Raw genomic sequence first — 13,852 nt, forward strand, 5'->3', positions numbered from 1 at the left:
GGCCAATTCCTACACACAGAATAGGTCCTTGCAGATATCAGGTTACAAACGAGGCCTCCTCGCACATCATCAGTACATTTGCGCACCACTATATCCATCAATCATGAATTCGATAAACCGAACCAGAGGTGTGGCCCCGATCTTCTCTACATCAGTCGCCGGCAGGCAGGAGGATCAGTTTGCCACGGGCATGTCCGCTCTGGCTGATGTCGAGCACTCTACGCCAGTCCTCAAGGGCGAAAGTCTGGGCGACCGGAACGGTGAACTTGCCTTCTGCAGCATACTGGGCGAACTCGCCGAGAACATCATAGCGTAAGGTCTGGTCTTCTCCGCTGCTGGCGCGGACGCCGAGTTTGGCAGCTGCGCCGAAGTCGCTGATGGTTAGAACACGGCGGGGATCACCACCGGCGATCCGGATAAGGTCGGGCAATATGCCGCTGACCGGAGCCGTGTCCAGAACCAGGTCCACTGGCTGTCTGGCGAGCTCGGTTACCCGCTCGACCATTCCGTCACCGTACGAGGTCACCGCCGCTCCCATCGAACGGAGCCGGTCGGCGTAAGTGTCACCGGCGGTAGCGATCACGTTGGCGCCGTCCATGAGGGCGATCTGGACGGCAGCGAAGCCCATCATTGTGCCTGCTCCGTGCACCAGCAGGGTGTGTCCCGACTTAACACCAAGTGCTTTAAGGTGGTTGTATGCAATGGTGACCGCCATTGGAAGCGCCGCTGCTTGCACGAACTCGAGTCCTGCAGGGATGCGGATCCAATAGTCCATGATCGCCCGATCCGCAGCGCCGGCGCTCGGGGCGCCGACAAAGTCGGCGGAGCCCAGGACGGCGTCACCGATAACGACATCGGTGACCCCCTCACCGACCGCTTCCACAATCCCGGACACTTCCAGCCCGATACCGCGGGGCAGCTTACCAGGATATAACCCTTTGCACAAGACCCAGTCAACCGGATTCAGTCCGCAAGCTCGCACCGTTACACGAATGCGTCCCGGGCCTGGGGAAGGGATCTCTACCTGTTCCATGCGCAGGACATCGGCCGGTTCGCCGTAGTCGTGGAGGCGGATCGCCCGCATAGTAGCAGGGCTGGACGTCTGATTGTTCACATCTTTGCTTGACGTATCTAAATTCTCCAATTTGATATCCCCTCCCGTTTGTTTTAGCAAATTCGTGTATTTACATAAGTGTATACTTCACTTGTGTCAGCTCCTCGGAAATCGTCCACAACCGCCGCGCAACGGCTTCGTCATGCGAGCTTGCACTCGAAACAACCTTCTTGGGGTAGCCGCGCAATTCGAGACTCGTTGGCCCGTAGTAATCTCCACCTCGGACGCCTGGCGCAGTGGCTGCATACAGGGTCGGCAAAACACCCATTTTCGGGGACTGCGCGAAAAACGGATTCAGGCTCCGCATCATGCTGGAATGCCGCAGCGCATTGGTCGCGGACCAGCCCGGATGCGAAGCTACTGCCAGCGTTGATTGGCCTGCTGCAACAAGCCTGCGCTGCAGCTCATAGGTGAACAGCAGATTCGCCAGCTTGCTCTGAGCATAGGCGCGCGCTGGATGGTAATTCCGCTCCCAGTTCAGATCATCAAAGCGAATCACTCCCGAGCGATGCGACAAACTGCTTACGGTCACAATGCGTGCGCCCGGCGTCGCGTCGAGCATATCCAGCATCAAACCGGTCAGCGCAAAGTGCCCAAGGTGATTGATCCCAAACTGCTGCTCGAAGCCCTGCGCTGTCTTCCCGTAAGGCGGCTTCGCCACGCCGGCGTTGTTAATCAGGAGATCCAGCCGATCATAGTGCTGGCGAAAGGCCGCGGCAAAAGCGTGGACGGACTCCAGATCACCCAAATCGAGCTTCATGACTACGACCTTGCCCGACGGCTTAAGTGTTTTAATCTGGTCAGCCGCCATGTTGGCGTTAGCGATACTGCGGCAGGCCATAATGACCGTCGCCCCTTTGGTGGCTAGCACCCGCGCCGCTTCCCAACCAATCCCGCTGTTTGATCCGGTTACAATGGCCACTCGACCGGTCTGATCTGGCATGTTGTCTTCTGTCCATGGTGTTGTCATGTGGTTTCTTCCTTCCTCTGTTCAATCCAAAAACTAGTGGCATGCTCTGATCAGGTACAACATGTTTATCCAGCTGCGAGCTTGGACACGAACTTAGATCTGAGAGCCGCCTCCGTCCACGGGAATTTCGGCTCCGGTTGTGTAAGTCGCGTCGAACGCAAGGAATGCGGCTGCTTTGGCAACCTCGATGGGGTCACCGAAACGCAGCATGGGGATCTGCTGACTCATCTGTGCCTTGGTCTGTTCTGCAGCTTCCTTCGGCATCGACTTCTCCATGATGCCGGTGTCGATAGGGCCTGGGCTGACCGCGTTGACGCGAATCTGCTTCGGCAACAGCTCACGGGCCAGACTGCGCGTCATGGAGCGAAGCGCTGCTTTACTGGCCCCATAAGCATTAAGCATCGGGATACCCACTGCGTTCGCGATCGAGGTGGTGAACACCACGCTGCTTCCTGCGTTTAGCAACGGGGTCAGTCTCTGCACGGTGAAGTACGGGCCTTTGGTGTTGATTGTAAATAACTCGTCGTACACTTCCTCGGTCACCGACTCGAAGGGGATAAAGTGCGTGATGCCGGCGTTTATGAACAAGGCATCGATCGTTCCAAACTCAGCCTTTACCCGTTCAGCCAATTTATCGATATCCGTTAAAGACGCGGCGTCGCTCAGCACTGCGACCGCGTTGCTGCCAATTTTTTCACGAGCTGTGTCAAGCTTATCCTGGTTACGACCAGTGATCAGAACACGCGCTCCTTCATCCGCCAGCAGCTGAGCTGTTACGAGGCCGATCCCGCTGCTGCCTCCTGTGATCACTACATTCTTGCCTGCGTATTTACTTCCAGTATGGTTTGCCATCTCCATCGTCCTCCCTTGGTTTATGTGCTAAACTAACGGTCAAATGTTGGATAAGAAGCCTTTACTTTGAACCGACAAATTGACCCAACAGTGTAGTAAAAGCAACACTGTCTGTGCTAATCTTATCTAAGCGGTTTGGCTTATACAACCAGTAAAAAACCGTTTTTGTGGGTTATCCAACACACGTACTTATTTGTTGGCCTTTAGTTTTCCTAAACGCATGATAACCAATATATCCTGAGAGAGAGGGTGGATCATAACATGTCGACTAACACAAACGATCCCCGTGTGAAACGGACGCGTCAATTATTGATGCAAGCTTTTATGGAATTGCTTGAGCAGAAGAGGAATGTCACTTCTATTACCGTACAAGATATTACGGCATACGCGACCGTAAACCGCTCCACGTTCTATGCGCATTTTGAAGACAAATTCGCATTTCTTGAGAGCTGGATGAGGGAAAAATTTCTAGAGAAGCTGAAGGATGAGCTGCCTAATGCTGCTTTATCCGATATAGGGAGCCTGCGAACGCTTATTTTAATCGTTTTTGATTTTCTTTTCTGTACTCGTCCGTATATGACTTTAGCTGATCGTCAGTATGAACCGTTATTTGAGGTCGCGATGCAAAAGGAACTGTATGACCTATTATTCACCTGGTTAAGTGAACAATCGGAACCATCCGTTTCACGAGAGACGGTGGAGACTGCCGCCCGGATTGCAAGCTGGGGCATATTTGGATCAGCCCTGGAGTGGAGCAGACATCCGGAATATCGATCGGCGGAAGACATGGCGCGAGAAGTTTTAGTGGTCGTTGCTGCAGGTATAGCACCCGTAATAGGGGAATAATTGGTGCCGCGTACAGGCGGTGCGGTCAAATAAATCGTAGATTTATCACGCGTTTATCCTTATATCAATTAAAAAAAGGACAGGCGGCCTGTCCTTTTTGTGTTGATCCACAAAGAGTAAATTTTGTTCGTTCCTAATTGTCTATGGCTTGAATACACAGTACCTGTTTTTCGTCAATTTTGGTTTAAATCGTTTTAATCATATTTCCATCAATAACATAATCCGCTCCGGTAATCATTGAAGCTCGCTCCGAAGCAAGGAACACTGCAAGGTTCGCAATATCTTCGGCTTCTGCAAATTTCCCCAATGTTATACCAGCCATTTTAGGCAGCTCTTCAAAAACTTTTTCGGAATCCATCGCTGCAACTGAACCGATTGTTTTGGCCATTCCGTTTTCAGGGTCTTGCCACAAAGGGGTTACGACCGGTCCAGGTGAGATCGAGTTAACTCTAATATGACGAGGTCCAAACTCACCAGCCAGCATTTTTGTCAAATTATTAAGTGCCGCTTTGGTGGTGCCATAAATAGGCAATAACAATTCGGGCATCCGTGCATTTACTGAAGAGATATTTACAATTGCACCCTCATTGTTCTTTAGGATATGCGGTAATGCTGCTTGAGTAACACGAACAACGCTAAACAAGTTTAAATCATAAAGTTGTTCCCATTCCTCATTTGGCGTAGCCAAAAAACCTTCTCCTCTTCTCTTGTCAACCGCCCCGATACTATTGATTAAAATGTCGACTCTGCCGAACACTCCACCGAGTTTTTTAGAAAGTTCAACGGTATTGCGTTCCATATTGACATCAATAGGTAGATGTTTGACTGAATTTTTTTCAACAAGATCAGCCAATTCCTCCGTTAATGTCCGGCTTACCGCGACGACACTTGCCCCTTCCTCGATAAATTTCCGAACGATTGCAAGTCCAATTCCTTTACTTGCTCCGGTAACGACAGCTACTTTGTTGGCTAATTTAAGATCCATGTTTACCTCCGAAAGCTAACGCTTTTAAAATTTAAACTCCTTTATTTCCAAGCATTATTCCTTTGTTAAAAACAATTTAGGTAGATCCTTATTTTTACGCAATAGGCGTACCATTAGGCATTTCAGTATCCGGCTTTAATAGAATAACATCTCCTTTTTCCGGGACTCCGCCCAACACTAATACCTCCGATTTGAATCCCGCAATGCGCCGAGGAGGAAAATTGACGATTCCTATAATTTGCTTCCCTACAATTTCCTCAACCTTGTAACGCTTAGTTATTTGTGCACTTGAGGATTTCATCCCGATCTCCGGTCCAAAATCAATCTTAAGCTTTATCGCAGGGACCTTTGCTTCTTCAAAAAACTCCGCTTCCTTAATCGTTCCGACACGAATATCTAGTGCTGCAAAATCATCGATCGTTGCCAACGTTTGCCTCCTCTACTAAAGTCTTTAACCCCTCGGTGTTGCATTTTACTGCGCTGGGCGGAACGGCTGCAGGAGTCGAATCCCTTCCTCAATGGATCCCTCCATCAACTCTAAGAGCTGGGGTACCAGTTCCTTCATTCGGGGGGCGTTCAGGTGCCGATCAAGGGCATCCCGGTTTTCCCAGCGTTCGTAGATGATGAATGTGCCAGGCTGGCCTTCTACTTCGTGAGCCTCGTAGTCAATGTTGCCCAGGTCGTTGCGCGACGGGGTGACGGCAGCAGTCATGAATGCCTTCATCTCGGCTTCTCTCCCTGCTTTAGCTCTCGCCTCCCAGAGTACAGTAACGTAACGGTTCTTTGTATCGTTCATGCTAATTCCTCCTATTTTATAAATACTTCGTATTTTTGCTTTACCGTTTTCTCAAATGGGCAAATTCCCCGTTTATACTTGAAATTCCAGTGTATCAATGGCCCAGCTTAATGCTGTTATAAGCGTCCAAAAGAACGATTAAAGCCTTGGCCCGCTAGAACATCTTGACGAACCACATCTAAACGGCGTGTTTGGTATTCACTCAAAGCTTTTGTTATCGAATTCGGATACTGTTTAATAGAGTCTATAATGGCAACCGTATCATCAAGTGAGTCATTAAAGCCTGCGCCCGTCATTGGTGACATGGTATGAGCTGCGTCGCCGATCATGGCTATTCTTCCTTTTGACAATATATTAGGGATGTATTCATTAACAGGTGCCCCGATTAAACTGCGGTCCTTAATCGCGATTTGCAAAATGGCATCATCTTCTTTGCTCCAGTGGGCTTGGCTGGTTTGTGATAGTTCTTCCAGCAGCGAATCCGGAATAGCTTCACCGTATAAGGAATGCTGGGCAACCCCGTCCTTTAACACCCCTAATTCAGACAGCAATGGATTATGCGAATGATCAAACCAGCAAAAACCTATCCATCGCTGGCCAGGATGGGTCCCCCCCTCTTTCCCTGGCATCACCGCAGTTGTCAATTTACCGGCAGCACTATCGTTGAAATAAGCGCTCGAAAGTTGCCGTTTTTTCCAGTCTTTCTTGGGCAGCAAATGTTCATCCACTTTCCCTACCCAAGCCAGATAGCCAGCATAATCTGCAAATGGTTTGTCAGGGCTTAAATAACGGCGGACAATACTGCGATATCCATCTGCGCCAATTAATAAGTCTCCTTTAAACGTCTCCTCTTCACTGGTAGCCCAAGCAGATGATTCATTTTGCCCAACACTAACAATTCGTGTTTGGTGCTGAAGGGTAATGCCAGGTTCTTTAGCGACCGCATTGCGCAAACGTTCTTGAATGGCTGACCAAGCTTCAACATGGTTGCTACCATTGGATGCCAAGTGTCTTAATTCACGTTCAATTTCACTGTTACGATAAGGCTTTGTGTGTAAACGAATAAAAGCGCCATTTCTTAATGATGAATCTGCACGTTCAAGAATGGTCACGGTATAACCAGAACGAGATAACGCAAGCCCCATCATTAGACCACCTAAAGATCCACCTACAATAATGGCATGTTCAAACTGTTTTTGTGACATTATTCATTCTCCCGTTACTGCAATTTCATCTGGCTGCGGAGCATCCGATCGAGGAGTTTGTCTGGGAGAATTCGGACCAGTCGGGTCAGCAGCGCGGAATCGCGACCGACCGTATAGCGGGTGCGCGGCTTACTTACGTGGATGGCTCGTGAAACCACTGCTGCCACTTTCTCGGGGCGGATACCGTCCGTTGCCCATGTTTCAGCCTGAGCCTTCACGGCATCAAAAAGACGATCATGGCGCCTGTGCTGATCCGGCGTCATCAATTTCGCCAGCCGCTCTGCAGTCGTAATCCCTTGCTCCGACAGGCCTGTGCTGACGCCACCCGGAGTGATCATGATGACCTTGAGGCCAAACGAGGACATCTCCCTGCGGAGACTGTCATTGATCGCTTCCATAGCATACTTTGCAGCCGAATAAATTCCGAACCCAGGCATGGAAACTTTGCCCCCAAGCGAACCGATATTGACCACGCGTCCGCCGCTGTTCAGCAAGGCCGGGGTAAGTGCCTGAATAACCGCGACCTGTCCGATCACGCTGACTTCGATCTGGCGGCGAAATTCATCCAGCGGAACCATCTCGAGAGGGGCATTAACGGCGATGCCGGCATTGTTGACCACGGCCCGCAAAGGGCGACCCAGCGGATCTTGCTCCACCCGTTCGGCCAGCGCCTTCAGGGTGTCGATATGGGTAACATCGACGATCACCGGTTCGATATTTTTGCGTTTGATTTTGTCGGCGTCTTCCTGACGACGAACCCCTGCCAAAACATGAAATCCTTCAGCGGCGAGCTGCTCCGCAGTAGCCCTGCCGATGCCGCTGGACGTACCTGTGACGACGACCAGCTCTTGAGTTTTAGATGGCATAGTAACCCTCCTAGGTTTGATAAAATGTGGATCACTGTCACGTTATAGCACTGCTATACGGGTATTATAGCACCGCTATACAGAACTGTCTATAGCGGTGCTATATATTTTCTCGAAGTGTTGTCCTGCGGTTCGAACATCGTTTGACTCGCATCCTCCAAACATAAAAAAGATCGCCATCCTCCTGGAGGTCCAGGTTGGATAGGCGATCTTTCTTATGCGTCTCTAAATTAGGGCTTTGCCTGGACTCGCCAGGCTCTGTCACCGAATTCCTCATTTTGAATCGTCTTCCGGCCTTTGGATCAAAATGATCTGCATTACGCTTTCCCGAATGAGATCAACGACGTCGGGCTGGGGTGGGGGTGTCTTACGAACCTGGGCCGTCACATACAGCCAAGAGGCCGTATTCGCAGAAGCCCAGACCAGATCTGCCGCAGCCTGGACTGACACGGCCAGTTTGCCTTCGTCGGCGACTCTCTGAATATTTTGCACCAATGCTTGGTACGACTGATCTGCCGCCGCGATATGGGCTCCCTCGAGCAACCGCCCCATCATTGCTGCATAAATCCGAGGACGGGCTGCCGCGAAGCGGACATAGTCATCCCATCCTTGACGAAGAGCCATCTCTGGAATGGCGGACTCCACAGCGGCAATCTTGCTTTCAAATAACTGTTTGAACGCTTCCACTATAGCTGCACTCAGGAGTCCATCGGCACTGCCGAAATGATGGTAGAGCGTAGGAGCCGTAACCTGTGCGATCGCCGTTACGGCTCGCGTCGAAAATTGGGCTCCGCCCTCCTCTTCGAGTACCTTAAGAGCAGCTGCCAATATTTTGTCATATGTGTTCATACGCCCATTATAGCAGTGCTATATACGAATGTCCATAAGGAAGGTTGTACGCTTAGGGCTTTTATTGTTTTAAAGATACGTCCTGCCCGTTAACTTAATGAAAAAAAGCAGCCGGCTTTTGTCGGCTGCCTTCAAATGTTTTTCTTGTTTGTTCTGCTTGTTTTTATGTCTTCTAGTTCTGACAAGTACTTATATTGTTAAAAAAAACGGCTAAGGAATCCTATCCTTAGCCGCAAACCAAGCTTCAATTCCTCTTACGTAACACAACATATACCCCGGTATCGTCGGTTTCCACCGGATAACCACGCAGCTTCGCGTCGCTGCCTGGAGCCAGGTGATGACCGCTCTTCAGGTCAAATTCCCAGCCGTGCCATGGGCATCGCAGCACTCGATCTTCCAATCCGTAACAATAATCGTAAACATCGGAGGGAAGCCGGGTCCCTCGAATCACCCCCGCGCATACCGGCGCCGCCGCATGCGGGCAAACGTTACGCCATGCATAGTATTTACCTTCGATCCGAAACAGACCGATTTCCATCTCTTTCACTTTTACGATAAGTTTGCCGCCGTCACTGATCGCATCTGGCTCCGCCACTTTCACTCTCATGCGGGACCCGCCTCCTTAGGCCTCTCCGGGATCGGGAAGCCGTACAGCTCTGCCGCGTTATCCCCTAGAATACGTTCTTTCAACTTCTGAGGAAGGTTTCTCAGCACGACTTTCGGATTGTCGAAGTCCCAATGCGGGTAATCGGATGAGAACATGGCGATTTGTTCAGCATGCATCATCTGAAAGATTTGCAGCAGATGTTCCGGCTGCTTCGGTTCTTCGATCGGTTGCGTTGTTACCCGCACATGCTCCACGATATACTCCGATGGTAGACGCTTGAGCCATGGCGTGGTATCGCGCAGCGCTTTATAGTTTTTGTCCATGCGCCACATCAAATGGGGCAGCCAGGCTATACCGCCTTCGATCGCTACAAATTTAAGCTTTGGATATTTTTCGAACACCCCTTCGCATACCAGGCTATTGATATGAGTCATAAAATTCGCAGGTAGAATATTGTGCCATTCCATATACCGGGTTGGGTACCCGGCCGGTGTCGGGGCGCCGGATATCCCCTTCCCTTCCGTGCCAGGATGAATGGCGACCGGCAGTCCATTCCGTTCAGCTGCTTCGTAGATCGGATGGTAAAAGCGGTTGCCGTACGGCATACGCGCTCCGCTTCCCATAACAACCTGCACCATGCCAGGATGCGGCCCCATCCTGTCGATCTCTTTGACGGCTTCGGCCGGATCGGAATGGTTAATCTGAATGGAGCCTTTGAATTTTGGGCTGACGCTAAGCCAATGATCCGCCAACCAGTCGTTGAAGGCGGCAGCTACGGCATTCGCATAGTCCGGATCGGCGTGAAGAGAAAGGCCCTGTTCTCCCCCACCCGTTAGTATGCCGTAATCGATTCCGAACGGTTCCATATAATGCTGCAGGACAAACTGCGGATCGCTTCCGGGCGTGGCGCCATTGTCGGGCTTTGCATCCTGACGCAATACACCTACGGGCGAATAATACTGCCCGTGCACACCGATACCACTTTCGAGCCATTGTTGGTGCCATACTTTCGGTAAATAAGGCAGCAAGTCCTGCAGTTTGTCGATCGCATTGTGGATGTCAGCATCAACGATAAACGATGCGGATCGCATTTCACGCCCTCCTTTGACTTGAATCTTACCGCTTACTTGGAGCCATACGTGCGCTGATATGCCGTATTGTACATCTCCAGCAGTTCATCGGAGCCGAGTTTCTTCAATTGATCCAAGAACTGCTGGTAGTTCGCGTCGGTAATCGGCGTCTTGCCTGTCACGAATTCCGTAATTTTCTGCTCCAAAAACTTGGTGAGCGGGGTCAGCTTCGATTTTTCCAGATCGAGCTCTTCCGTAGTCTTCACGAGTGCCTTAGGCGCGGGAATGATGAACTTTTCATAGCTGCTGTTGATCGCTTTGCTTTTGTCGTCGAGACCTCTCTCCCACGTTTGACGTGCCAATGCGTTGTTCAGCGAAATGTTGTCGTACCATACACCGAAATCGCGGCGCAGCGGCACATAGGGGCTAGCTCCGAACTCTTTCATGTAGACCGGCTTCCCGTCCTCAAGGGTATACGATTTGCCTTCAATACCGAGCGATAAATAATTGGTGCCCTCTTCACTCACTAGATAATCAAGAAATTTGACGGCTCTTTCCTTATCTTTGACTTTCGCCGAAATGGCCCGCCCCACCGATCCTACGACCGGACGGGAAAACTGGTAGGTCTTTACGCCGTCTGCGGCAAACTCGGGAAGCGCATCCAGATCGTAATCCGACGTGCCGGCTTGCTTCGCTTTGTCGATCGTCGGGTTCACTTCCGCCTTCCAGTAGTAGGTTACGGACGACTTCCCTTTTAAGAACCGTTCTTCCCACTGATCCGGAGTCAACAAATAAAATTCGGGGTCGAGCAGTTGTTCCGTATACAGCTTATTCATAAATACAAGTGCATCTTTATATCCGCTATTGTACGGCGCGAATTCGTACTTATCTTCCGTCGGACTTTGATTGAAAAAGCCTGTAATACCTGTGAAAATCTTTCCGAATACGGTATACATTCCGGTATCCGCCGTGACCGGAGTATTGAAGCTGAGCGGGTAGCTGTCCGGCTCTTTAGCCTTCAAGTCTTTCAGGAATTGATAAAATTCATTAATATTTGTCGGGGCTTTCAAGTTATATTTATCCATCAAATCCTTGCGGGCCATCCAAATATAATTGAAGCCTTTCCCAGCAGGGTCCCCTTCGAGTACCGGAACGTCGTAGATACCGCCATCCGCTCCAGTTGCGACAGCTTTCGCTTCGGGATAAGTTTCATAAAACTTTTTGAGATTGGGCGCGATATCCAAATAATCGTTCAAATTCAGGAACACGTTCTCCGGCCCGTTCTCCCTAGCCTCTTGATTTGTCGGCTGACTAAAATCAGTGACCGTGTTGGTAGCGATCATAATCTGCCGCTTCTCCGTCAGGCCTTCTTGGCTGACAACCTGCCAATCCACTTTGACGCCCGTTTTCGCTTCGATTTCCTTGAAAATCTCCCAATCATTCTTTACCTTTCCTTCCGGGCGATCGTAAACTAGCCAAGAGAACGAAATTGGCTTTTGCGAGTCTGTCCCTCCTCCATTTGCCCCTTCTTGCTTCCCGCCTTTTCCACTGCAGCCTGCGGTCAGAACGCTCAGCATAACGGCAGAAAGGATGATGGCCATCATTCTTTTACTCACTTGTTTATACCCTCCTTATATTGACATCGGATATATATAGGAATAAGTTCCGGTGGAATCTACATCTACCCTTTGATTCCGCCGATCATGGTGCCTTGTACGAAATATTTTTGAATGAACGGATACACGCATAATATCGGTACCGTAGCAATCGTAATCATGGCATATTTCAGCGTCTCTATATAGTCCGTGTTGCCTTCGCCCTGGACATTCGAGCCGGCGATAATAATGTTGCGCAGCATGATTTGTAAGGGGTACATGCTCCGATCGTTCAAATAGATCAGCGCATCGAAGAACGAGTTCCATTGATTAACGGCGGTGAACAGACCAATGGAGACGAGTACCGGAAGCGAAAGCGGAAGTACAATCTTTAGGAACACCTGCATCGTGCCACAGCCATCAATGGTGGCGGCATCTTCAAGCTCTTCCGGCAATCCTTCGAAAAAGGTGCGCATGATGAACAGATACCAAGTGCTGACTAGCGAGGGCAGCACGATCGCCCACATCGTATCAAGCAGTCCCAGTTTCTGTACAACAAGGAAGGTCGGGATCATCCCTCCTCCGAACATCAGCGTGAAGGCCGCCAGGAACAGGATCAGCGGACGGCCAGGTAGCCCCTTTTTGGCAAGCGGATAAGCCATGGCAGATGTAACGGCGAGCGATAAGAAGGTTTGAACGGCGGTATAGCGAATCGTGTTCCAATAGCTGATCCATAGATCCGGATTGCCGAGGAGCCGTTCATAAGCAATGAAGTTGATCGCTTTGGGCCAGAGAACGACCCGCCCGCTCATGACCATGGCGTTATCACTGATGGAAGCGGAAAACACATATACGAGTGGATAGACCATGACGATAATGAGGATGGACATGAGGAAGATATTCACAGCGTCAAATAACTTCGAGCCGAAGCTTTCCTTGATTTTCATTTCTCGGCCTCCTTCACCAGAGACTAGTGTCCGAAAATTTCTTGACGACACGGTTCGCTGAGACGACTAGCACGAATCCGATCACCGACTGGAACAAACCGACAGCCGTAGCGAAGCTGAAGTCGGCGGATAGGATGCCGCGGCGATAAATGTATGTGTTGAGGACATCCGCGGTTTCATAGGTCATCGGATTGTACAGCAAAATAATTTTTTGGAAGCCGGTTTCCATAAAGTGGCTAAGCGTCAGGACAAACAGGACGATCATTACCGGAATCATGCCGATGAAGGTCACATGACGCATTTGTTGAAACCGATTGGCGCCATCGATTTTTGCAGCCTCATACAACGTCGGATCGACGCCGGCAATAGCCGCCAAGTACAAGATGGTGCCCCAGCCGATCGTCTGCCAAATTTCCGAGCCTACGTAGATCGTACGGAACCAACCTGGCTCGCCGAGAAACATAATTCGCCCGAAGCCGAGCCAGTCGAGTATATGATTGACGATTCCGGTCTGCTGCGACAAAAAGGTCACCATAATGCCGGCGATCACGACGGTAGATAAAAAGTGAGGCATGTAGCTGACGCTCTGCACGAACCATTTGAACTTCCGGCTTCGGATTTCATGGAACAGCAAGGCAAGAATGATTGGTGCCGGAAAACGAAATATCAGGTCGTATACATTGAGCATGACCGTATTCCGGACCAGCTTCCAGGCATCCGGCGTGTTGAGGAAAAAATCAATAAAATGCTGCAGGCCGACAAACTTGCTGCCCATGATACCACGGCCGATCGAGAAATTCTGAAACGCGATGATCACCCCGTACATCGGCGCGTACTTGAAGAGGATGTAATACAGGATGCCGGGCAGCATCAGCAAATATAACGTTTTGTATTTCTTCAGCTTGAATCGGAGAGAAGTGCCCTTTCCACTTTGATCTCGGGCTGGTATTTGTGCCTTCGCGGCGTCGCTTCGATCCAATGACAACGGTTTCACCTCCTTTGGCAGGCGTTTGAACGCCAGCCGAATCTTTGCTCTGACTATATGTGGTGACACGCCGCGGGTAAAGCACCATGTTTTCGGGTTGTCTCCATTTTTACAAACCGCATGACAACGCCAACTCGCATAATAAGCAGGTGAAAAAAATGAGAC

At 50.3% G+C, this 13,852-nt stretch carries 15 protein-coding genes; 1 reads left to right on the forward strand and 14 read right to left on the reverse strand.

Annotated features, from left to right (window positions below; all coding sequences use genetic code 11):
• Positions 1–151: 151 nt before the first annotated feature.
• The 3 genes from BCV73_RS24585 to BCV73_RS24595 all read right to left on the reverse strand — a co-directional run bounded on the left by BCV73_RS24585 (position 152) and on the right by BCV73_RS24595 (position 2,936).
• Positions 152–1,144, reverse strand: coding sequence for an NADP-dependent oxidoreductase (locus BCV73_RS24585; RefSeq protein ID WP_256992978.1), 993 nt, complete (start codon positions 1,142–1,144; stop codon positions 152–154).
• 40 nt (positions 1,145–1,184) lie between these two features.
• Positions 1,185–2,084, reverse strand: coding sequence for an oxidoreductase (locus BCV73_RS24590; protein WP_089548912.1), 900 nt, complete (start codon positions 2,082–2,084; stop codon positions 1,185–1,187).
• A gap of 93 nt (positions 2,085–2,177) precedes the next feature.
• Entirely contained in the window at positions 2,178–2,936 is a 759-nt protein-coding gene (locus BCV73_RS24595; RefSeq protein WP_089548913.1) for a glucose 1-dehydrogenase, read from the reverse strand.
• A 324-nt stretch (positions 2,937–3,260) separates the two neighbouring features.
• Between BCV73_RS24595 and BCV73_RS24600 the strand changes: the two genes are divergently transcribed.
• Positions 3,261–3,782: a TetR/AcrR family transcriptional regulator gene (locus BCV73_RS24600; protein ID WP_256992981.1), complete on the forward strand. Its 522-nt coding sequence runs from the start codon at positions 3,261–3,263 to the stop codon at positions 3,780–3,782.
• Positions 3,783–3,966: 184 nt separating this feature from the next.
• On the opposite strand, the gene BCV73_RS24605 is transcribed toward BCV73_RS24600, so the two are convergent.
• The 11 genes from BCV73_RS24605 to BCV73_RS24655 all read right to left on the reverse strand — a co-directional run bounded on the left by BCV73_RS24605 (position 3,967) and on the right by BCV73_RS24655 (position 13,573).
• Positions 3,967–4,767 (reverse strand): SDR family NAD(P)-dependent oxidoreductase, encoded by an 801-nt coding sequence (locus BCV73_RS24605; RefSeq protein WP_089548915.1) that lies wholly within the window; start codon positions 4,765–4,767, stop codon positions 3,967–3,969.
• A gap of 94 nt (positions 4,768–4,861) precedes the next feature.
• Positions 4,862–5,194, reverse strand: a complete 333-nt coding sequence (gene csaA, locus BCV73_RS24610) for a chaperone CsaA (RefSeq protein WP_089548916.1) — start codon at positions 5,192–5,194, stop codon at positions 4,862–4,864.
• A 45-nt stretch (positions 5,195–5,239) separates the two neighbouring features.
• Complete coding sequence (locus BCV73_RS24615; protein WP_076177137.1) at positions 5,240–5,563, reverse strand: putative quinol monooxygenase; 324 nt, start codon at positions 5,561–5,563, stop codon at positions 5,240–5,242.
• A 116-nt stretch (positions 5,564–5,679) separates the two neighbouring features.
• The gene (locus BCV73_RS24620; protein WP_089548917.1) at positions 5,680–6,768 is read right to left on the reverse strand and encodes an FAD-dependent monooxygenase; all 1,089 of its coding nucleotides are present in this window, start codon (positions 6,766–6,768) and stop codon (positions 5,680–5,682) included.
• A gap of 14 nt (positions 6,769–6,782) precedes the next feature.
• Positions 6,783–7,634 (reverse strand): SDR family NAD(P)-dependent oxidoreductase, encoded by an 852-nt coding sequence (locus BCV73_RS24625; RefSeq protein ID WP_089548918.1) that lies wholly within the window; start codon positions 7,632–7,634, stop codon positions 6,783–6,785.
• A gap of 273 nt (positions 7,635–7,907) precedes the next feature.
• Entirely contained in the window at positions 7,908–8,483 is a 576-nt protein-coding gene (locus tag BCV73_RS24630; RefSeq protein ID WP_089548919.1) for a TetR/AcrR family transcriptional regulator, read from the reverse strand.
• 244 nt (positions 8,484–8,727) lie between these two features.
• Positions 8,728–9,090 (reverse strand): Rieske (2Fe-2S) protein, encoded by a 363-nt coding sequence (locus BCV73_RS24635; RefSeq protein WP_089548920.1) that lies wholly within the window; start codon positions 9,088–9,090, stop codon positions 8,728–8,730.
• Complete coding sequence (locus tag BCV73_RS24640) at positions 9,087–10,181, reverse strand: amidohydrolase family protein (RefSeq protein ID WP_089548921.1); 1,095 nt, start codon at positions 10,179–10,181, stop codon at positions 9,087–9,089. Before BCV73_RS24640 ends, BCV73_RS24635 begins: the two co-directional genes overlap by 4 nt.
• Before the next feature lie 32 nt (positions 10,182–10,213).
• A complete protein-coding gene (locus BCV73_RS24645; protein ID WP_089548922.1) occupies positions 10,214–11,776 on the reverse strand; it encodes an extracellular solute-binding protein in 1,563 nt (520 codons plus the stop codon).
• Positions 11,777–11,841: 65 nt separating this feature from the next.
• Positions 11,842–12,702, reverse strand: coding sequence for a carbohydrate ABC transporter permease (locus tag BCV73_RS24650; protein ID WP_089548923.1), 861 nt, complete (start codon positions 12,700–12,702; stop codon positions 11,842–11,844).
• 13 nt (positions 12,703–12,715) lie between these two features.
• Positions 12,716–13,573, reverse strand: a complete 858-nt coding sequence (locus tag BCV73_RS24655; protein ID WP_084204339.1) for an ABC transporter permease — start codon at positions 13,571–13,573, stop codon at positions 12,716–12,718.
• Positions 13,574–13,852 lie beyond the last annotated feature (279 nt).

The organism is Paenibacillus sp. SSG-1, assembly GCF_002224835.1.
GTDB classification, from domain to species: Bacteria; Bacillota; Bacilli; order Paenibacillales; family Paenibacillaceae; genus Paenibacillus_AQ; species Paenibacillus_AQ favisporus.